We start from the raw sequence: 22354 nt of genomic DNA on the forward strand, positions 1-22354 counted from the left end.
TTGAAATCAATCAAACCAGGCAAACACCCTTTTTTCTTTTCAAAGCCGCAAAAATAGAAATTATACCCTGCTTTTTTCCCTTGATGGTACAAGAGTTATCCACAAAACCTCAAAATCAGCTCTACCTTTGTAGTGCTAATGAGAAAATTCTTCTTTTAGAATTTCCTTATCGTCGAAAGGGTGTTTTACCCCTTTGATTTCTTGATACTTTTCGTGCCCTTTACCCGCAACCAAAACGACATCGCCGGTTTGAGCCAGCCGACATGCCGTACGAATGGCCTCTTTGCGATCCGTAATACTCAATACTTGCTTGCGGGCCTCGGCAGGAATTCCAGTTTCCATTTCGCGGATGATGGCTTCTGGTTCTTCCGAACGCGGATTGTCGCTGGTCAAAATCACCTGATCGCTGTACTGGCAAGCCACTTTGGCCATGGTTGGGCGCTTGGTTCGATCCCGATCTCCGCCGCACCCTACCACTGTAAGCACCTTTGAATCGCCTTTGCGCAGCGCCTGAATGGTTTCCAAAACCTTTTCCAGTGCATCCGGCGTATGGGCGTAATCCACAATGGCGGTTACCTGGCGTTTTTGATCCAACACATAATCGAAGCGGCCTTCAGCCGCTTTCAGTCGGCTCAATTGGGTAAGTACTTCCACTTTGTCCTGATCGAGCAACACCGCCGTGGCATACACGGCCAGCAAGTTGTAGGCGTTGAATTCACCGATCAAGCGTCCGTAAAAATCCTGATTGTCAATGTCCAGGTGCAGCCCCGTTAGGCTGTTTTCAATGATGCGTGCCCGAAATTCGGCCATTTGACGTAGGCTGTAGCGGTTTATACCGGCAGCCGTATTTTGAGTCATTACCATTCCACGCTTGTCGTCGATGTTGATCAAAGCGAAGGCCTGTTTCGATAGTTGGTCAAAAAAGCCCTTTTTAGCGCGGATGTAATTGTCAAAAGTCAAATGGTAATCCAGGTGATCATGGGTAATGTTGGTAAAAATAGCGCCTTTGAAATCCAGCCCGGCAATTCGACCTTGGTCTACTGCGTGAGAGCTTACTTCCATAAAAGCGTAATCACATTCAGCTTCCACCATTTGAGCCAGCAATGCGTTGATGGCAACCGCATCTGGCGTTGTATGGGTGGAGGCGATCACCTGGCCGGCAATGCGGTTCTCTACCGTTGATAGCAAACCACATTTATAGCCTAAACCACTAAAAAGGTCATAGAGCAAAGTAACGGTAGTGGTTTTGCCATTGGTACCCGTCACGCCCACCAGCGTAAGCTGTTGGGAAGGGTGCTCATAAAAAGCCGAGGCGAGTAAGCCCAAGGCGCGAGCAGAATTAGCAACTTGCACTACCGTAACCTGATCCGGAACGTTTTGCGGGATCGTTTCTACCACCAAAACATTGATGCCTGCTTGTAGGGCTTGAGGGATAAACTGATGGCCATCCACCTGTACCCCTTTTACCGCAACAAACACTTTATTTGGCCCCGCTTTCCGGGAATCAAAGACAATTTCATTGATCTCAATATCAGTCGAACCGAGAACCTGCAAGGGTTTTACTGCCTGCAAGAGTGATTTCAAGGTATGTTTCGTCTGTTCCATATCTGTACTCATCTCAAGGTGATTGAAATGGTTTGCCCCCTCACTTTAGCGCTGGGAGGTACAGATTGACTGATGACTTTGCCTACTCCATTGAGTCGCACTTTCAGTCCGGCATTTTCCAAGCTGTACAAAGCATCGCGTAAGGTCATGCCCAATACATTAGGTACTGTTCGCTCAGCAATGGTTCGATTTTGGAACAAAATCGAATCTGCATGGGTACGCATTACGGCCATTTCGGTTCCGGGACGGCCATAAAATGGCAAATCCAGGTATTTCAATGCAGTACGCAAATCTGCTGAAGCACCTACATCCAGACCAGGCAATTCCTCATTTTTCATCACAGGCCGCACCGCAAGATTGAGTGGCGTTTGATGATTAGAACCTGAAGCCATAATCTTGTCCGATATTTCCCGAAAAATAGGGCCGGCTACATCTGAACCGTAAAAGCCTGCTTTTCGTGGCCGGTGAATCACCACTATACAAGAGTACCTTGGCTTTTCCGCAGGAAAATATCCTACAAAAGATGCCCGGTAACCACCAATCTTTATGTTTTTGCCACTGCGTTTGTAGTTGATCTGCGCGGTTCCAGTTTTGCCTGCAAAATTATACGCATCCGTGTGCAGCTTCCGAGCTGTACCGTCATTGACGACTCCTTCCAACAACTGGCGAATCCGTTGGATCGAGCGTTCAGAAGCGATTCTTTTTTTGACAATTACCGGTGAAAATTCATCCAGTACCTCTCCATAATGTTGCGTTGCCGAAACCAAATAGGGTTTCATCATTACGCCGTTGTTGGCTATTGAGTTGTAGAAACTCAACAGTTGCAATGGAGTGATGCGCATTTCGTATCCGTGGGCAATCCAGGGTAAGGAAATACCGCTCCAGGTCTCGCTGAATGCCTCCTTCAAATAAGGATTGGCTTCGCCTTCAATTTCAATGCCCGAAGGCAGGTGTAAACTGAACTGCTTGAGTCGGCGGATGAATCGATCCGGGCCATTGCCTGTACCATAATAGCGTTGTGCCAACCCCGCAACCCCTACGTTAGAGGAAATTTCAAAAGCTCTTTGGATCGAAATGGTATCCAACCCATTGCTTTCTGGGGATGAATCGACCATGAGCTGTTCAAAAAATTGCGCTTTACCGTGGTGGATATCGATAGAATCTTCCAACTTGATCACGCCATCTTCCAAAAGCGCCAACATGGTAGCCGTTTTGAAAGTAGACCCCGGTTCAACCGAAGAACCTATTGCGTAATTGAATGACTCCCACCAGCCCGTTTCGCCTCGCCCTAAATTGGCAATGGCACGTACTGCGCCTGTTTTCACATCCATGACTACGGCCGTACCCCATTCTGCATCGTGGGCATTCATGCCGCGCAGCAGGGCATTTTCAGCAATGTCCTGAATGTTTACATCTATGGTAGTGACCACATCATCGCCACTCTTGGGATCCATTGCGGTTAAATCTTCGAGGGGCAACCAAATATCTTTTTTGGCATCCACCCGAATCATCATTTGTCCGCCAGGTTCTCCGCGTAAAATGGAATCCATGGCGCCTTCGATTCCCACTGGCTTTGCGCTTTCCCGCACATATCCGATGGTACGTTGGGCCAGCAACCCAAATGGACGGCGGCGTTCATTGCGTTGTTCTACGATCAGCCCGCCTCTAAAGCGCCCTTTGCTGAATAAGGGAAATTGCTCGATGCGCGCTTTTTCAACGAACGTCGCTCCTTTTTTGATCAAAATGTGGCGATTGCTCGAATCAGCTCTGGCACGAATCAAATAGTCTCGCAAACCACCAGGGGTGTAGGTATCGTCAACAAAGCTGGCCAGGCAAAAAGACAAAGAATCGATGTGCTCATTGAAATCTTCGGCCTGTGGCGCTACGGGGTCAAAGTACAAATCGAAATAAGGAATGGAGGTAGACAATACACTTCCATCCATGGCCAAAATATTGCCCCGCTCGGCCTCAATTGCCTTAAAGCGTACGTAATTGTCTTTGCCTCGTTGGCGCCAGTCTTCGCCTTGCACAATGCTGATGACGATGGTACGGTATACCATAATGACAGAGATCGGTATGAAGATACCGAACAGCAAGAAGTAAATCCGATAGAGAATTTCGTTCTTGATTTCCATCATTTGGTTTTGCAGATTGCCTGGCTATTGCTTTGCAATCGTGGTTAATAATCGTTTTTGTCCACTACTACAATGCGCTTGGGCTGTGTGCCAAACGCTTCGAAGTTTTGATCTTTAAGGCGTTCTGCCAGTTCGGATTGCCTGCTGTTGAACATGTTTTCCGATTCCAGCGTCATGTATTGCCAGCGCAATTCCCGCAAATCGCGTTGCAAGTGCTGAATCTGGCGAATATTGCTTTCGGCAAAACGGGAGTTGGCAATGTAAATCACCGCCAAAAAACCTAAAAAAATCACAAAAGACAGGTTTTTAAGGATCAGCTCCGAGGTAAGGAAGCCAAGCTCAAGGTATTGTCCGATGCCTGATTTTTTTGCCATGTTTTTTATTTGTCGGGGCAACCCTTGCGGTTGCCACGAGGCAACCACGTAGGGTTGCCCTTACGGTTATCTTTTGGGCAACCGCGAGGGTTGCTGCTACAGTTTTACGGCAACGCGCATTTTGGCGCTGCGTGACCGTGGATTCTCCTTTTGTTCAACTTCTCCGGGCAACATGGCTTTCCTGGTAATTACCTCAAAAGGCCGGGATATGTTGCCGTAGAAATCTTGTTCCATTTGCCCATCCGCTTTGCCCGTTTTCATGAAATTCTTCACCAGTCGGTCTTCAATCGAGTGATAGGCAATGACTACCAATCTGCCTCCTGGTTTAAGCACCTGTAGGCATTGTTCCAGGAATTCTTCGAGTGCGCCAACTTCATCGTTTACTTCCATACGCAAGGCTTGAAAAACCTGTGCCAGGTAACGATTGCGTTGCCCGCGTACTAGGGGATCCAGGATTGCGAGCAAGTCACTGATGCTTCTCAGAGGGCGTACCTGCCGTTCGCGTACGATGGCCTGCGCCAGAGTACGGGAATTGCGGACTTCACCAAGGGTGCCAAACATGTTTTGCAGTTCGGCTTCGGTGTAGCTGGCCAGAATGTCTGACGCGTTGCGCTCTCCCTGCTGGTTCATGCGCATGTCCAAATGGGTGTCAAAACGAAAAGAGAAACCTCGTTCGGCTTCATTTAATTGATGGGAGGAAACGCCCAGGTCTGCCAGAATTCCATCTACCTCCGTTGAGCCGTGCAAGCGCAAAAACCGGCGTAAGTAGCGAAAATTGTGTGGCACAAAAGTAAACCGTGGATCATTTAGGGCGTTGCGCTGCGCATCTTCATCCTGATCAAACCCGAATAGGTGACCTTTTTCACCTAAGGCCTGCAAGATCAATCGGGCGTGCCCTCCACCTCCAAAAGTAGCGTCGACATAAGTGCCTGCTGCCTGGATGTTTAATGCTTCGATTGATTCTACGGCCAAGACCGGGTTGTGGTATTCCATTTTTATTTTTTGCTTACACCTTGCTGGTTTCCCACGAATGAATTCGTGGGCTTGATCCTTGCTGCTTGCCCACGGATAAATCCATGGGTTGCTAGGCTTTGGGGGTCATTACCCTTTGAGCCAGTCCAGAGAAATCAGCAGGTTCTTCGTCCAGCATTTCGTCGTACCGTTCTTTCGACCATACCTCTACCCGATCGTTGTACGCCATGAGGATCACTTCCTTTTCGATACCCGCATATTCCAGCAGGCGCTTATTGAGGAGGATGCGGTCAGCACTGTCCATCTCCATCTGCTGGGCACCTCGATAGAAGTAGCGTTGAAAATCTCGGCTTTCCTTGTCGTAATAATTCAACTGATCGATCTCTTCAGTAATTTTTTCCCATACTTCCAGAGGATACAACATGAGACATTTCTCAAAACCCCGGTTCATTACAAAGGTATAGGCTTCGCGCTCGCCGAGTTGACTGATCAACCCGGTGGGCAAACGCATTCGACCCTTATCGTCGATTTTGCATTCGAATTCGCCCAGAAGCTTACGCATGGATACACCTTTAGAATGTTTGTGTGTCCAAAAATAAGGACATTTTCCACAAACTTCCACTTTTTCCCACTTTTTTAACCAAATTTTACATTTTTTTCTATAATTCAGATCTATTCTTTAAGAAAATAACTATTACAATTATATCATTAATTTATTTGGTGATGCTTTTAAGATAAATATCCTTAGAAACAGTGCGTTAGGATTGAAATGGAAACAATTGGAAGATTTCCATTCGGCGATACATCAGTGGGCAAAAGTGGGCAAAAAATTGAGTTTTTGCCTGGTTTTTAACCTTCAGGTGTATTTAGAATTAGGTTTCACATATTTTTATACAAAAATAAACTTTTATTTAATTAAATCACTTTTTTGTAGTTAATTTTTTACCGCATCAACTGTACTTCACCATACCGCGATTGTTCTCGTCCGTTTTTTAGTACAACATTTACCACATAAACATAAACTCCTTCTGAAGCAGGTTTCCCCCTAATCGATCCATCCCAACGGGTAATTGGAGATTCTGAAGATAAGTCCTTGGCATTAAATACTTGTCCTCCCCAGCGATCAAAAACTTTGAGCGATACGATTTGTAGATCTGGAGAATTGGCAAGCACACCAAAAGTATCGTTGATGCCATCGTTGTTGGGAGAAAACGCGGTAGGCATAAAGACTTTGAGAAAGTCTAAATCCAGGTAAACCGTGCTGTCGCACCCCAAGGTAGATTTAATCAAAAGTATATGTTGTCCGGGGGTTTTGATTTGGCGTTTGCCCACCAGGACAAAGTCACCTTCCAGAATGCGCGCTTCCACAGAATCGACCAAATCATTTTCCAGGCTTAGGGTGAGGGTGACAATGCTGTCACAATTGTTAATGGTCTTAAAGGTATCTACATATACTCCAGCACGGGTGAGTTGGCGCGATTTGAAGGCATAGCTTGTTCCTGGGCAGATTTTCCGACTGACGGCATTGGTTTCTATCGGCAATTGATGGCGGTACACTGTGGTAATGCGGCAATCATTGCTCGATTCGATGCGTACTTGATAAGCCCCTTCTCCAGTTTTGACCACCATTTTGGGTTTGGTTTCTCCCACGAGAGCAATGCCCTCTTTGTACCATTGGTAAGTATATCCAGAAATGGTAGGCACACTCAGGGAAAGATCGGGAGAACAAGGATGGTTTTTGGGTGAAATGACATATTCAAAATTGATGCGCTCGTCCAAAATCAGGTTGTCAAAGTAGTAATAGGTCTCGGTATTCCAACTGATTTGCTCACAGTCTGGCCCAATGGCGATGGCGGTAATGTCTTCTTGGGGAGTGATGTTCAATTCATAAATTTTCCATTCTTTCACTCCTCTCACAGATACTTTGCCCAACTCGACCCAACCTGGGCCATTTAGAGGGCAACCGTAACGAGAATTGCCTTTGCCAAAGGGGAGATACTTACAATCTGGGGTACCATAAAAAACCACATCCATCGGAGGAGAGTTTTCAGCATTGGTAAAGCCTACCCAAAATTTGAAGCGATAAGCAGTTTTGGCTTTCAATGGACCCAATAGGCAGGCACCGGTATACTCCTTGAAGTTGGGATTGGGTTCTTGATTACCGAAAGTCCCATTTCGAAAACCAACTACCCCTTCCCCATCAGGGAAAGGCAAGGGTACCGGCAAGTTGGCTCGCCCCATCCAGCCACAGGTATGGAGAAAATCGGTGGTCGCCTCCGAAGCCTGAATCCAGCCGACTGCACAATTGAGTTGTGAGCGATCTTGCGGGCAGCAAGTGTATTTTTCAAAAGAAGGATTAGGAATAAGTGAAACAGGTTCAATGACTTTGCATTTACAGTCAATCGTATCGTTGAGGTCGATAAACCCGTCGCCATCATCATCGATGGCATTATTGCAGATTTCGATGCGCGCATTTTGCGCTGGAAGCACTGCCAATGACAGCAAAATAATACCCAGGGCAAAGTAAAGCTGTTTCATAAGCGGGTGATCAGAGTGTACAATCGATGTTAGATAGGGTTAGGTTGAGATCCAATCTCAGCCTCATAATTAGGCAGTTAAGATAAGCGGAATAATTGAATTAGAGCGCTGTATTGGGATTAGATTTTAAATTTTCAACTAGAGTGCTTTTCCGATTCCGTTCACTCAGTACCACTTGTACTGCCAACATTCCTAAAATCACCAGCCCCCCCAGAATCGTCCAGTTTCCGGGTTTTTCACCATAGCCTACAAATACCCAGACTGGATTTAAAATGGGTTCCATCATAGCTAACAGGACGCTTTCAATAGCCAGGGTGCGTTTGAGTCCATAGTTGAACAGCATGTATCCCAGTCCGATTTGAATGACACCTAGTATAAAAAACAGGCCCCAATGCTCCAGCGTTGGCGGTGCAGACCGGAGAAACCAGGGCAAACAGATCAGGGCAATGAAGATGTTTCCCCAAAAAAGGCCAGCATCGTAGTTTTCAGGCTTGTTGAAGCGCTGGGTGAGCATCATGGCCGCAAGCAACAATCCCGATAGTAGTGCAATTAGATTACCAGAGGTACTGCCACCACCCATGTCTTCGGCAAAAAAGAGCAGCATGCCTACAAAACAGACCACAACTGTGATGATATTGAGTCTGGTAAGCTTAAACTTGAAAAGAACAGGTTCCAACAAAAAAACGTAGATGGGTGCGGTGTACTGTAGCAAAACCGCATTGGCTGCGGTCGTGATTTTGGTGGCGACCACAAAGCAAATGGCGAGGCCGGCATATTCCAATCCTACGGTTGCAACCACAGGAGTTAGCGTCAGTGCCTTACGCCGGAATACCGCCAGAAAAGTAAGTGCGGCAAATATCGAACGGTAAAACAGGATGGTAAATGGATCGAAAGGCAACAACTTGATGCACAATCCACCGGTGCTCCAGATGGTCGCGCCAAGTACAACGGCTAAAACGCCGAGGCGGTGTGGGTTCATTCGTTTTGGGTTTTAGGTGTTGGTTTTGGGGCTGCCCACAAATCTACAATGGTTGTGTAGAATTGCGGGCAACCCAAACCCCAAAAACTTTATTTCTTGTACAACTCCATTCCTACCTTCTCATACTTGTCTCCTTCCTTCCACTGAGGGCGTTGAGGATTGTTGGCGATGAGGCGAGCAAGGTTGGCGTAAGCTTTGCAGTATTTGAGAAAATAAGGCATATCCACTGACGATGCCTCGTCGGCGACCTGGTGGTAGTACTTGGCGATCACGTCATCAAACTTGGTAAGACCGGGGCTGAAGTCCATGGCAGGAACTCCTTTTACCGCAAAAGAAACGTTGTCTGAGCGGTCAAAAAGGTTTTGTTCTGGCGCAGGCTCGGGGAAAACCTTGAGGTTGACGCTGCTGGCCGCTTGCTCTACGAGGGCATCGGTTCCGGTACGGTTCCAGCCGATGATGGAAATGTGCTCGGTACTATTGTATCCCGCGCCATCGGTATCAAGATTGAAAATGCATTGTTTAAGCGGAATTAATGGATTATCGGCATAATATTGGCTGCCCAATAAGCCGATTTCTTCACCAGTGACGGCAAGGATGATGATGGAGCGCTTGGGTCGTTGCAAAGACAGTGCTTTGGCCGCGGTAAGCAGGGCTACAGTACCCATGGCATTGTCGCGTGCGCCATTGAAGATGCTGTCTTCTTTGGAATAAGCGTTGCCCCCTTCTTTACCCATCCCCACGTGATCGAAGTGGGCACTCAAAATGACGTATTCATTTTTCAGTTCAGGGTCAGTACCTTCCAGGATGCCTACCACGTTTTGGCTGGGTATCATGCGGCGAGAGAAACCAGAGCTGGAGAAATTGGCTTTGAGTTTTTTGCCTGCTTGCAAGTCTTTGATGTCGCTGATGCCACTTTTCTCTTTCATCCAGCCGTAAATCATTTTGGTGGAGGGCTTGGGGCCATCCTTGGGTGCAAGACGCAAGCTTTCGTTGCCAAAATAACTGGTAAAGAAATTCCAGGGGAAGGAAAGTCGGTACAACTCGATTAAACCCACCGCACCGTGCTCGAAGGCCCAATCTCTTTTTTTGGCCATAGCGCCAAAAATAGCCTGCGGCGAAGTTTCATCCGGTGGACCAGGCAGTACCAATACCAATTTACCTTTGACATCTTTGCCTTTGTAATCATCACGACCAGTCTTTTCGTCAATCCAGCCATGCTCCGCAAAAACCACATCAATTTTACTCAAATTAGCAGCTTCACCCGTCATAAAGATGAAGTCTTCTTTCAACTTGTATTCCGTTTTGCCAATGGTCAAGCTCGCTGTTACGGGAGGTGTGCTCGCTTGGAATCCTACCGGTTGAAAGTAGGAATTCAAACCTGGAGCCATACTGTAGCCGTAGGTACGCAGGTTTTCAGCAATGTAGCGTGCAGCAAGGAGGTTGCCAATAGATCCGGTGCGGCGACCGCCCATTTCATCAGAGGATAAAAACCGCAGGGGAATTTCTACTTCCGCTTGGGTGATCGCAAATTCAGGCAATTCTTTTTGGCCAAAAGCAACCAGGCTTAAACCAAAAAATAGCGTAAAGACAAGGATTTTTTTCATGATTCTGGTTTTATTTAAGGTTTTGAGTAGCAAATATTTCATAGCTGTGAAAAGTTGTATGCAACTCAAAATCCATGACTTATAACAATATACGTTCCAGGTCTGCCGGAGAATAGTTAATGGATTTCAAGGTTTTGTCATCACCTTTTCGATACACTAAAAAGTACGGCGTTACTTCGCGGATGTAACTTTCTACACCACGTTTGTTGCGGTAATACTCGGAGGTGGCTTCGGCTTCGGCCAGGGTTTTGCATACTTTGCTCATGTTGGAGCGCTGTACTTCATCAAAAAGTTCGCAAAATTTTTCGCCCATACCAAACTCCAATACCGCCCCACTGAGTACGTATTGGATGTCGCAAAGGGCATCGGCAATTTCAACCAAATCGCCTTTGGCAATGGCCGTTTTCAACTCGGCTACCTCTTCTTCAAGCAAGGCTACCCGCAAGCGGCAACGCGCTTCAGCAGGAATGGTGGGTTGGGGTTCAATGGGGTGTTGAAACGTGCGGTGAAATTCGGCCACTTGGTTGAGGGCATCGAGTTGTTCCATAGAAAGTGGTTTTAATGGCACAAAATACATGAATTCGCAAGAATTAATGGGGGCAAATATTAGCTTTGCACCGCACTTAGAGCACTTCAATACTAGAATTTGATCTGACTCTTCCTGCAACAAGTTTGCTCAACCATTTAAATCGCTGGCTCAAGTGAACGGTACCAATAGATACTTTGACCTGATTGACCAAACCTTCTATTTCCCACAAGAAGGTTTCGACATCGACGCCAATGGCTACCTGGTTTTCAACGGGGTTCCATTGATGCATTTGATTGAAAAATACGGGACTCCACTCAAGCTGACCTACCTGCCAAAGATTGGAGCGCAAATCAAAAAAGCGCGCAATTTATTCACCCGCGCCATGAAGTCGCTGAATTACAATGGCAAATACCAATACTGCTATTGTACCAAGAGCAATCACTTTAGCTATATCCTGGAGGAAGCCATCAAAAACGATGTACAGTTGGAAACTTCTTCGGCCTTTGACATCGATTTGATTCGCAAATTGTACAAAAAAGGACTGGTCGAAAAGGACATCACCATTGTCTGCAATGGTTTCAAACCCGATCATTACAAACAGCGGATTGTAGACCTAATCCACGATGGGTTTGAAAACGTGATCCCGGTATGTGACAACATCCAGGAGATTGAGTTTTACGATCAGCACATCCAGGGGGAATGCAAAATTGGCATCCGGGTGGCCACCGAAGAAGAGCCTAATTTTGAGTTTTATACCTCACGTCTGGGTATCCGCAATTCGGATGTGTTGCCTTTTTTCAATGAAAAAATCAAAAACAACCCCAAGTTCAAACTGAAATTGCTGCACTTTTTTGTCGATACTGGCATCAAAGACAGCTTGTATTATTGGGGTGAATTGCGCAAGGCGGTGCGTTTGTACGCCAATTTGCGTCGGGATTCCGAAGATTTGCAAATCCTGAACATCGGTGGAGGCATGCCCATTCGCAACTCGCTGGGTTTTGAATTTGATTACAAATACATGATCAAAGAGATTGTCAAAACCATTCTTCAGGCGTGCCAAAAAGAGCAAATCCCCGAACCGGATTTGTTTACTGAGTTTGGCAAATATACCGTAGGAGAAAGTGGCGCAGCAATATTTTCGGTTTTGGCACAAAAGCAACAGAATGACGCGGAGCGTTGGTACATGATCGACAATTCGTTGATGACTACCCTACCCGATGTGTGGGGTATTGGTGAACGTTTCATCCTCTTGCCCATCAACAAATGGTACAACGAATACCAACGGGTGAATATCGGAGGCTTGAGTTGCGACAATTCGGATTACTACAACGCGGAAGTGAATCAAGCCCAAGTGTTTTTACCCACTTTCGAAAACGATGAACCCGAGCGTTTGTTTATTGGTTTTTTCCATACAGGGGCTTATCAGGATCAAATCAGTGGATACGGCGGCATCAAGCATTGCCTGATTCCTTCTCCCAAACATGTATTGATTTACAAGGATCCTCAAGGTAATATCGTGGATCGTTTGTATCAACCAGAGCAAACATCAGATGAAATGTTGAAGATTTTGGGATATTCTTGATTCCTTTTAAGGTTTTTTTGCTAAATGCCTCAAATTTACCTACTTGTAGGGATAGAGAATACCTTTGAACCGCCGTTACTTTGAATCGAATTCGGTGGCAAACCCAATTCTTTTGCATTTAATCCTGTATAGACGAACTTTATTGAAAAAGCAAATGGCGCTCAAAATTCGAGCGCCATTTCTTTTTACCCAAGTTAAAAAACACAGGTTACAGCCATTTGATCAAGCTCAGATCCTGACGGTGTGGCAAACTTTCGTGCTTTGGGTACAAACGGAAACCATATTCGTATACACCCGACATTTGTGGGTTTATTTCTGATTCAAACGTAGCAATATCTCCGGTACCGAGTGTCAAAGACAAAGGATGGGTATTGCGCAGTTCCAATTCTGTATCACTCTTGCGTTTGAAAAACAATACTTCGATCCCCAAATGCTCTGGTTTGACGCCATTGCAATACACTTTGACCCCCACTTTGAAGCTTTCCCCAATGGTCAACGAATAATTATCGGTATCAAAAATATCGCGATCCACCAGGTGAATACCCGACCAACGCTGTTGCATTTGTTTTTTCCAATCCGCCATAACCTTGGCGTCTTTGAAATGGTCTTGCTTGAGTTGTCCGCCACGCTTGGCCAACTTGTTGTAGTAGCGGGCAAAATAATCGTCCATCATGCGCTTCATGGTAAAACGAGGCCCTACTTTGGAGATAACGTTGCGAATGTACTGCACCCAATCTTCGGAAATACCTTCTGCGTTGAGGTTGTAGTAGGTTGGAATGATTTCTTCCTCAAACGTATTGTAGAGCGTTTCTGCATCCAATTCATCCTGCAGTACGGGATCGTCATAAGTGTTTTCGAGGGGAAGTGCCCAACCAGAGTCTGAGCGATAACCTTCTGCCCACCATCCGTCCAATACACTGAAGTTCATTACCCCATTCATGGCTGCTTTCATGCCTGAAGTACCTGAAGCTTCCAAAGGACGCGTTGGGGTATTGAGCCAGATATCTACCCCCTGTACCAGTAATCGCGCCATTTCCATGTTGTAGCCTTCCAGGAAAATCACTTTTCCTGCAAATTCCGGACGTTTGGACAGGTTGACGATGTCTTTGATGAGTTTTTGTCCTGGTTGGTCAGCAGGGTGAGCTTTACCAGCAAAAATAAACATTACTGGACGCTGTTTGTCTCCAACCAATTGAGCCAAACGCTCCGGGTTTTGGAACAACAGGTTAGCCCGCTTGTAAGTAGCAAAGCGACGAGCGAAACCGATAACCAACGCGTTTTCAGGAATATTGTTGAGTACTTCAAAGATGCGTCCTGGTTTTTCACCACGTCGCGTCAATTCGGTCTTCATTTTATCCTTTACGTAGTGCAACAAGCGGTTTTTCAGCATCTTGCGGATCTCCATAATCCGATTCGCCGGGATTTTCTGAACGCCTTCCCAATTCTTGAGGTCGGCTTGGTTCTTGATGAATTTATCCCCCGCGTATTCCTGAAACAGCTGGTGCCAATCGTTGGCAATCCAGGTAGGGTAATGCACGCCGTTGGTTACAAAACCTACGTGCAATTCCTGCTGGTTGTAGCCCGGGAACATCGTTTTGAACATCTGCTGAGAAACCAGGCCGTGCAATTCACTTACTCCGTTTACTTCCTGGCACAGGTGAATGGCCAGGTGACTCATCGAGAAAGGTTCTTCGTTGTTGGCAGCATCGATGCGGCCCAGTCCCATAAAATCAAACCAGGTAATGCCCAACTGCGAGCAATACTCCGTCATGTATTTGCGCAACAATTCATCGGTAAAGTAGTCGTGGCCAGCAGGTACCGGGGTGTGTGTCGTAAACAAGGAAGAGGAACGAACCACTTCCATCGCTTGAGGGTAAGTCAGGTGCTGATTGCGAATCAATCCGCGCATTCTTTCCAGGCCCATAAATGCAGCATGTCCTTCGTTGCAATGGTAAATATCAGCCTCAAAACCAAGTGCTTCCAAGGCGCGAATTCCTCCAATACCCAAAAACATTTCCTGCTTGAGGCGGTGTTCTTTGTCTCCACCATACAAGTGGTGCGTAATAGAGCGATCCTCCCAGGAGTTCTCATTCAGATCCGTATCGAGCAAGTAAAGTGGGATACGGCCAACCGGCAATGCCCAAACCTTGGCAAATACCTGACGGCCAGGCATATCAATGGTTATTTTGAGCCACTCGCCGTTGTTGTCACGCACTGGGTGCATCGGCATCTTGGTGTATTCCTGTGGCGTATAGTTGTTGACCTGATCGCCATACAAGGAGATGCTTTGCTCAAAATAGCCATAGCGGTACAAGAGGCCAACTCCAGCCATATTGACGTTTTCGTCACTGGCTTCTTTCAGAAAATCACCAGCAAGTACACCCAAACCACCAGAATAGAGCCGAGCAGAAATATGCAAACCAAACTCCATGCTGAAATAAGCAATTTTGGGGCTGTTGATTGCAGGTTTTTCTCCAAGGTATTTTTTGAAAGACGCATGAGCTTTGGACATTAGGCTCATGAATGATTTATCTTTCAACAACTCTTGTGCTCTTTCAACACCGAGTTGATCCAGTATTGCGATTGGATTGTAGTTGAGCGCTTCCCAGTTTTCCGGACTGATTTGTTTAAACAGCTCGGTAGCATCTTGACTCCAAGACCAACAAAGGTTGTTGGCCATTTCTTGTAGGGGTTCAAGCTCTTCTGGCAAGCGAGATTCAATAAAAATGCGCTTTAGTTTGACACTGCTGTCATTTAAATGCTCAACCATTATAATTCAATTTTGTGAACAATAACACGGTGGAAAGGTACGGCTAAAATCCTAAATTTTGATGCCGAGAAGAGGATTGAAAATAGAACAAACGTTTGCAGTGGATAAATAGACAAGGAGAACGATGACGTTTTTCACCTGACTTTTGCCCTAAACAAGAAGACGCCCAAGCCAAAATTTAAACTTAAATTACTCAATTTAAAGTCGTTGTCAACGTAAGCAAATTTTTGGATGATCAATTGATCGCTGTTGGTATTGCGCAGGTTTTGTAATGTATAGGTGTATTGTGCATCCATCAAAAAGAACAAGCGGTGCAAGTGTAATTTTAATCCAGCTCCACCGATTACCGAAAACGTATTGGATTTTCGGTAATCGCCAATATACTCCGAGGGAGAAACAATGGCAGCAGTGGGGTCAGATTGGTAAGTGAGCTTCAGTGTGCTCAATTTGGCCGTATTGCTCAGTAGATAGTCAAAACTACCTCCCAATTTGAGGTAAGGAATCAAATGGCGATTCACAATCTCGTCACGCGGAACCAGATTGAGTGACAAATAAACCGGCGCCCGCAGCCAGAGATGCTTTTCTGCCACAAAAAGCGAGGCGTTGTCAATTTCTCCATTTTGGCTTTCTACATTTTCCAACTGCATTAAATATCGAAACGAATAGCGTGAAACGGTTACGCCGAAATGCAAATCAAAATTAGAATGCCGGTATAAAGCCATTCCAATATCAACGCCACCCTGGAAACCCCAGCTGATGTCGTAATCTCCATCAGCGCTCTTAAAAATTTGCTCGCGGCTGGTAATGCTTGCGCCCGGCAAGGTAGTTGAACTTAAAAATTGAGCTGAAGTGAAAAGGATTGGCCCAAAACTGCCCGATATCTCCGCACATGGAAAACTGATTACCTGCTGACGCAAATAGCGCATTTCCGGTATTTCGGCATTTATTTTGTAAAACGGATCGACTTGTAGCAATTTCAATAAGGTGTGCTGAGCCAAGCTGGTACTGTCCATAAAGATATAAGCTTCCGTAGAGAGATTGAGCGCTGTACGCCGAAAACTCCGACTTTGATCTCGATCATAAGGGCAATCCCCCAGAACAGCAATGACTTGACTGAGTTTGCCTTTTTCATATAACTGACTGGCTTGACTGAGGTTATCCTGACAACTGTCTCTTTGAGCCGCCACAAATGTGCGGCTGAAGAGCAGGAGCACTACAACCATTCCTCCCAGATATGAGCTGGGGCATGAGTACCCGTTTAGGGCTGGGCTATAGGTTTTCAATTGCCACCACATACCTTCTGTTGTTTTATATCAGTGCCAAAAAAACGACGCCAATCGGTGCTTTCCATTTCATCATAACGGGGCGAAAGGTAGCGGGCACGCAACTGATTGCAAAGGTGTTCGGCATAAACCCTGGGATCGAGGTTCCAAAAAGCGACTTCCCCATTTTTGGTTCCCACCAGTAAAAAACGCTCATCTGGTGAGAAGCAGATTGAAGTAGCCCAACCCTCGTGGTCTTCCAGCAGCAAAGGCTGGTAAGTAGGATCGCTTTCATAAATTTTCAAGTCCCACAACGTTGCCCGACCGTCCAAACTGGCCGCAGCCAGGTATCGTCCATTGGGGCTAAATGCGAGATGGACAATCGGCGACTGGTTTTGCTTGAATAGAGGTACCAGGTTGTTGATATCGAGGGTTGCCACATCCATTCTACCCAACAAAATCTGGCCATTTTGGAAACCAAAAGCCATCAGTCCTGCCCCGCTACTTTGTTGTGCAGCTAGCCCTGTCAAAACGCCATAATTGCTTTGAAGCGTAATATTGCGGGTATGTCTTTCCTGGCGTACCATGCGGCCATTGATCAAACCTTCGATGTTGAATTCGGTATCTCCATCGCGGTAGATGAATTGCGCGCTCAAAGGAATCATCCCCCGATCGGTTTCCAAAAATGTGCTCGCTCCTGAGTACAATTTAGGAATATCGCGCATTGGAGCATTGCTCCCGCTCTTATAATAAGCATGTCTGAATCCCATTCCGGCCACAGCCCCGGTATTGTTGAGAAAGTGGCTGGCGGTTATCTCTTCGTGGGATTTCCCTTTTGGCCAGGGAATCCGTTGGGTTGTTTTGTTGCCAAAATTGTACACTTGCATGTAATTCAGTTCTCCTCCCACCAACAACTGATCTTCGTTGGCACTTAGTGAAAGTGAATTGTGTACGGCATCCCCATCAAAAGGCAATAAAGTTCGACGGTGGGCGGGTACGCCTAAAGCGTTCCATTCATCAATGTCCCATTGAATCACTTTGCCATCACTCCCAGTTGTAAAAAATCGTTTGCCATTGCTTTGAAAAACAATGTCGCGGATCGAACCTTCCTGGGCTTTTGATCTGAACTGGGTGGATGGATCTACGTCTTTGACGGCGTAGTACAATGCATTGTAGATATAAGGGTGGCGTGTCAATCCCAACTCAGGGGAGGAACTGACAATATTGTAAGCCTGCCGTGCCACCAGAGCTTGCAAACGCGGATCGTCAAGTTCCTGACTCTTGAGGGCCGCATTGAGGGCAATGACAGCATTGCTGAAAACTACAGCGCGTTTACGGGCTTTCTCGGCATCTTTTTCTGATTGTTCGGCCTCTTTGCGCAAGCGTTCTGCTTTTTCCGCCGATTGTGTGGCTTTGGCTTCAGCCTGCCGGGCAAGTTCGCTAGAGCGAATGGCATTGGCTGCTTCTTGCTTAGCGCGATTTCTCTCACTTTGTGCTTGCCGGGCATTTTCATTGGCACGAGCGGCTTCAGCTTTGGCTTGGGCCGCATATTCTTTTGCGACCTTGGCCAATGAATCTGCTCTTTGTTTTTCAGCAATGGCAAAATCCAGACTTTGCTGAATCGTATTTGCAGATTCTTTTTCAGTATCCAGTGCTTGATTTAAGCTATCACGGCTTTCATTGAGTTGCAGATTTATTTGTGCCAATTTCTTGGAATTCTTTTCGGCTACACGACTTTGAAACCAAGCTAATAATGCCATTGCAGTGATGGCCATAAAAATTAAAACAAACAAATAGCCTCTCCGCCTTTTGTTGCGCTGGATTGCTTCCCGAGATTCCCTTACAAAATCAGCCTCTTCAGGATTTAATTCTAATAATTCGATAGAGGAGGTAATGTAATTGAGGTAATGTTCATCCAGAAACTCCTTGCGTTGCATGCGGTCTCGAATGGTTGAGCGCATGGTACGCAATACCCGGTTTTCGGCTTCTACTTTTTGATAAGCACGTTGTGCCAAAAGGTTGTTGCTCAATTCATATTTGCCGCCTGAGGTTTTACGCAACAAATTGGTACTGGTCATTTGAGCCAGAACCCGTTCTATCTTATTGCGGGGAATTCCCTTTTTGGCATACAGCTCATTTGCAATGTTGTCTTCGCTGAGTTGAACCCGATTCCCGCTTTGTACAAACATAGACAAAACCTTGTTGCCCATGCCCCGGTATTCTTCCCCGAGGATGGCTTCGATTTCGCGAACCTGCTGATCGAGCAGGTCTTCTACCATGTTGTTTCCCATGCCCAATTTACTCAGGCTGTCGAGCGTAATTCTTTTCAAGTGCTCAGCAATTTATGCATGTACAATTGCAGAAAAGTCAAATTGATTTTACCGTCCCCTTCCATCACATTGTCTAAAATGCGCTCCATCACTTTATCATCCTCCAATTCGACCGCAGCATAATGCAAATTTCGGCGAATCACATCGGTGGTTGTAGACTTGTCTAAATATTTAACGCGCATTTGTTCTTCTAAAATACCCGGGATATAGGTCTCAAGGTCTTGCAAATTGGCAAAAAACTCATCCCGAATCACCAACACGAGATCACAATTGTGGTTGCCATCTAACAAATGAGCCAGATGTCGATAAAAAAGCTCCAATTGGGTGGTTTCTGGAATCCAGATAAACAACTCTTCCAATTGATCAAAGATGAGTACTTTTCGTTCATCCGGGGCGATGGAAGGGGCATCAACACCAAAAAAGAGGGTTAAGAGCAGCGGTGTATCTTCTTTTTTGGGTGGTTTTAAAAATATTTCGGTGAAAATAGTTTGCTCGAACAATTCCCGACTCAGGGCAATATAGGCAGTGCGAAACAACTGTTTCACCCTGGGGATCAATCCTGCCCGGATTAGGGATGTTTTGCCTACGCCAATCGGCCCAAAAACCAGGGTTGTACGCACTTCGGTATCGTTGACAACCTTATCAAACAGTTCACGGATTTCTTTTTCCCGGCCAAAAAACAATTCTGCCATCTCTGGTTCATAGGCCGAAAAATTGAGGAAAGGATTGGCGGGCAGTTGTTGCGCAGGCACCTGCAAAGGCATGGGCAAGCCCGCAGTTTTGGTTTGGGACAGCTTCAGTGCCAGACTGTCGTGTACCAACTCGTACTGGTCGTTGTCAAGCGGTCGCAAGATGCGGTGATTGACAAAAAATTGGAGGTAGTTAAAATGCTTTAAACGGCCCAATTCTGGCATGGCGCGCTCAATGTATTGGCGTTTGATGGGTATTTTGGTGCCTTTATCGGATACAAAGAGTTTGAGCCATTTCAAACCCAACTCCCTGGAATCAATTTCCTGGGCAAACACATCGAGTTGCTCGTCGAGAAAGTCGCGCAAAACATCTTCAATGCGGCCAATTTCATTGACCAAATCTTGATCAAACACCACTTCGGGGCCACCGCGCAATGAGGCGACACGGTACAATTTGTCTAGAAACACCTGAAGGTAGGTCAGTTGTACCCGTCCCATGCCTTCGGTTACTTTATCGATGATGGTCTCGGCAACCATATCGTCGCTCAGTACCACTTTGACTTTGTCGTTTTGAAGGGTATTGATGATGACCTTTTTGGCATTGCCTCGACTCATGGGCTCTACCCGCAGACGTTTGTCAAAAATTTGGGGTACTGCTTTCTCAAAAGCCGATAAATGCCCGAGGTATTCTTCGCGGATAACAATAATTAACTTGCAAGGAAGTTCGGCTTGCAGCAATTTTTTAACGGTTTTGATAAATACAGCCTCTTCCTGCGGAGAACCCAAAATGAACAATTCTTCAAATTGATCAAAAATGAGGTAAATCGGGCGCAAGTAATCCAAATACAAGGAATGGATCATTTGATCCGGGGTGAAATCGGTTTCAAAAGCACCTTCCAGATCGTGTTTTTTCAATTCATCGCAAAAAGAATCATTGAGGTTATTTTTGCGGCGAATGGTGATGTCAAACAAATCGCTGGATTCAAATTTTCCGGCCAGACCACACTGTACCAAACTGGTTTTGCCCGTACCTGACACGCCATAAACCAGCATTAAGTTGGTTTGAAAGCTCATTTGATACAGCAATTCTACTTCCCCTTCACGTCCGAAGAAGATTTCGGTATCTGCTTTACCGTAGGCATCCAAAAACTTGAAAGGTGTACGGGTCATGGCAAAAATTTATGAAAAAAGCCATCAAAAAGCTCTGTCACTACCGGGTAATTGTCTCCAGTTATATTCAAAGTATCCTTGAGATTGTCGATTAAGGTGAAATTCAATTGACGCCCCTCCCTACTCGTAAAAAAGAACAATTTAGAATTTTGCTGGCCTGAAAGTGCATTTTCATCCAAAAGAAAAGGCGATAAATTGAGGGAAGGCTTCACCGTTTCCTCGTCTCGCATCAAGATCACTGAATTGTTGTCGGTGTATTCTATAGATTCCAACACATCATCCAGTACACCGATGGCAGCAGTGAGCTGATTGAGTACCACCAGGTTGTGTTTGTACCGTGGGGTAGCATGCCTTACCTTGACCAGTTCAATCATTTTGATTGTAGCCAGGGTATATTTTGCAGCAAAACCAATGTGTTTGAAAATCAGGCACAAATTGTCTTCACCTTGCACACAAAAACTTTCGATTTCATCTGCAGCCACCGAACCACTGAGTTCACGCTTCATTTCTTCCAAAAAAAGCACGGCATTTTGGAGCTCTGGTTCTTCAAGGTATTGTTTGCGCAGGGCAACAAATTCCTCCACAAATAATGGGGTGCTGTTTTCCACCAAAGTGTCTCCCAATGCCTGAATGAGGGTTACGAAGTTATAGGTTTGGCTATCTGCAGTTGAAAGTGCAAAAAACGCATTCAAAGTATCTTGGGTCTGGGGTAAAATTTTAAACCCAGGCTGACTGAATTTTTCATCCCAAACTTGTGCCATTAAAACATAGGCCAAAAATTGGGAGGAAACTTGGTACAGGTTAACGATTTTTTGGAGGCGATCGGTACTTATTTCTTCAACAATCAACAATTTGCGCAAATGCATGCCAATTGGCGTAGGAAAAGAATCGATTACCGCAACCCGCAAATCGCGCATTTTGGGTTCGCGGTTCTTGGATTTGGCCTCGTCCAAAAGAAATTGGATGTTTCGGCTATACGGCGCAATGGCATTGGCAATGGCCATCACCAGTTTTTGATTAATGACAACCCCGCTGTATTTCAAGCCCGCACCTCGAATGATAAATGATCCAATGTTTTGGCGGGATATTTTCCAACTCAGCACCGCTTCTTTGCCTTCGGTAATGTACAATCCCCAAGGCAGCACTTCGGTTTCTTCTTTGCGTACCCGCACACCACGGTTGATTCCGGCCGCCTGCCCGGTGGTCATCAGGTGATTGGCAGCAGCCAATTTATAAGCTTCCTCCAGGGTATGCTCTTCGGCCAAAGCCCGATAAAATACATCCGAAAAAGTTTTGGCAGCATTGTCTGCAATGGGTACCGCAGTGGCGATGACGGCTGGAATGCCTAGCTCTTGTAACAACCCAACCTGAGCCCGGGTAGAGCAACCGTTAAGAAATACCAATTTCAACTCCTTTTGCAGGGCCAACAATTGAGCAACTCCATCTGAATTGGCAGCTTGATCCTGCAAAAAAACATCCCGGCTACCCGCATGACCGCCATAATGAAAAATGGCAACCCGGTCTTTCAAATCAGTAATGTAGCGGCTTAAATCGGTAGTTGTAGCGGTAGGTTCGATAACCAATTGAAGAAATTGTTGGTTGGCCAATGGAAGCAAATGCCCGTTAATGACCTTACGCTCCTCGTCCAACAAGGGTAAGTGATCATCTTTATCATTGGCAAAAGCCAAAAAAATTACGGGTTGCTTCATTATTTAGGCGTACGTCTGGGCAATTCATTTTTTGCCTGAAACTGAATTTTAAGAAGTGAAATTAATTTTTTTTCGGATTAACTCCTACTTAAAAATTGGTTTTTTA

Annotated in this window: 15 protein-coding genes; 1 reads left to right on the forward strand and 14 read right to left on the reverse strand. The window is 45.8% G+C overall.

Going from position 1 to position 22354, the window contains the following annotated elements; all coding sequences use genetic code 11:
- Positions 1–135: 135 nt before the first annotated feature.
- The 9 genes from ABW391_RS11040 to ABW391_RS11080 form a co-directional block, all read right to left on the reverse strand.
- Positions 136–1617, reverse strand: a complete 1482-nt coding sequence (locus ABW391_RS11040) for a UDP-N-acetylmuramoyl-L-alanyl-D-glutamate--2,6-diaminopimelate ligase (protein WP_502916322.1) — start codon at positions 1615–1617, stop codon at positions 136–138.
- Positions 1614–3743 carry a PASTA domain-containing penicillin-binding protein gene (locus ABW391_RS11045; RefSeq protein WP_353481921.1) on the reverse strand — a complete coding sequence of 710 codons (2130 nt, stop codon included), beginning with the start codon at positions 3741–3743 and terminating at the stop codon, positions 1614–1616. Before ABW391_RS11045 ends, ABW391_RS11040 begins: the two co-directional genes overlap by 4 nt.
- 41 nt (positions 3744–3784) lie before the next feature.
- Positions 3785–4114 (reverse strand): FtsL-like putative cell division protein, encoded by a 330-nt coding sequence (locus ABW391_RS11050; protein ID WP_353481922.1) that lies wholly within the window; start codon positions 4112–4114, stop codon positions 3785–3787.
- 96 nt (positions 4115–4210) lie between these two features.
- Complete coding sequence (rsmH, locus tag ABW391_RS11055) at positions 4211–5107, reverse strand: 16S rRNA (cytosine(1402)-N(4))-methyltransferase RsmH (protein ID WP_353481923.1); 897 nt, start codon at positions 5105–5107, stop codon at positions 4211–4213.
- A 91-nt stretch (positions 5108–5198) separates the two neighbouring features.
- A complete protein-coding gene (mraZ, locus tag ABW391_RS11060) occupies positions 5199–5648 on the reverse strand; it encodes a division/cell wall cluster transcriptional repressor MraZ (RefSeq protein ID WP_353481924.1) in 450 nt (149 codons plus the stop codon).
- Between the two features lie 380 nt (positions 5649–6028).
- Positions 6029–7624, reverse strand: a complete 1596-nt coding sequence (locus tag ABW391_RS11065) for a T9SS type B sorting domain-containing protein (RefSeq protein ID WP_353481925.1) — start codon at positions 7622–7624, stop codon at positions 6029–6031.
- A 100-nt stretch (positions 7625–7724) separates the two neighbouring features.
- On the reverse strand, positions 7725–8603 hold the full coding sequence (locus ABW391_RS11070; RefSeq protein WP_353481926.1) for a DMT family transporter: 879 nt from the start codon (positions 8601–8603) through the stop codon (positions 7725–7727).
- 89 nt (positions 8604–8692) lie between these two features.
- Complete coding sequence (locus ABW391_RS11075; protein ID WP_353481927.1) at positions 8693–10207, reverse strand: M28 family peptidase; 1515 nt, start codon at positions 10205–10207, stop codon at positions 8693–8695.
- 79 nt (positions 10208–10286) lie between these two features.
- Positions 10287–10754, reverse strand: coding sequence for a pyrophosphohydrolase domain-containing protein (locus ABW391_RS11080; protein WP_353481928.1), 468 nt, complete (start codon positions 10752–10754; stop codon positions 10287–10289).
- A 154-nt stretch (positions 10755–10908) separates the two neighbouring features.
- Here ABW391_RS11080 and ABW391_RS11085 point away from each other — a divergent pair, with 154 nt between their 5' ends.
- Positions 10909–12318, forward strand: coding sequence for a type III PLP-dependent enzyme domain-containing protein (locus tag ABW391_RS11085; protein ID WP_353481929.1), 1410 nt, complete (start codon positions 10909–10911; stop codon positions 12316–12318).
- Between the two features lie 208 nt (positions 12319–12526).
- Here ABW391_RS11085 and glgP read toward each other — a convergent pair whose 3' ends face one another.
- The 5 genes from glgP to ABW391_RS11110 all read right to left on the reverse strand — a co-directional run bounded on the left by glgP (position 12527) and on the right by ABW391_RS11110 (position 22248).
- Positions 12527–15088 (reverse strand): alpha-glucan family phosphorylase, encoded by a 2562-nt coding sequence (gene glgP, locus ABW391_RS11090; RefSeq protein WP_353481930.1) that lies wholly within the window; start codon positions 15086–15088, stop codon positions 12527–12529.
- Positions 15089–15222: 134 nt separating this feature from the next.
- The gene (locus ABW391_RS11095; RefSeq protein WP_353481931.1) at positions 15223–16383 is read right to left on the reverse strand and encodes a hypothetical protein; all 1161 of its coding nucleotides are present in this window, start codon (positions 16381–16383) and stop codon (positions 15223–15225) included.
- The gene (locus ABW391_RS11100; protein WP_353481932.1) at positions 16368–18680 is read right to left on the reverse strand and encodes a WD40 repeat domain-containing protein; all 2313 of its coding nucleotides are present in this window, start codon (positions 18678–18680) and stop codon (positions 16368–16370) included. The genes ABW391_RS11095 and ABW391_RS11100 overlap by 16 nt, the downstream gene beginning before the upstream one ends.
- Positions 18677–20539 carry an nSTAND1 domain-containing NTPase gene (locus tag ABW391_RS11105; RefSeq protein WP_353481933.1) on the reverse strand — a complete coding sequence of 621 codons (1863 nt, stop codon included), beginning with the start codon at positions 20537–20539 and terminating at the stop codon, positions 18677–18679. Before ABW391_RS11105 ends, ABW391_RS11100 begins: the two co-directional genes overlap by 4 nt.
- Positions 20536–22248 (reverse strand): CHAT domain-containing protein, encoded by a 1713-nt coding sequence (locus ABW391_RS11110; protein ID WP_353481934.1) that lies wholly within the window; start codon positions 22246–22248, stop codon positions 20536–20538. The genes ABW391_RS11105 and ABW391_RS11110 overlap by 4 nt, the downstream gene beginning before the upstream one ends.
- Positions 22249–22354: the final 106 nt, after the last annotated feature.

The organism is Haliscomenobacter sp. (assembly GCF_040403615.1).
GTDB lineage: Bacteria > Bacteroidota > Bacteroidia > Chitinophagales > Saprospiraceae > Haliscomenobacter.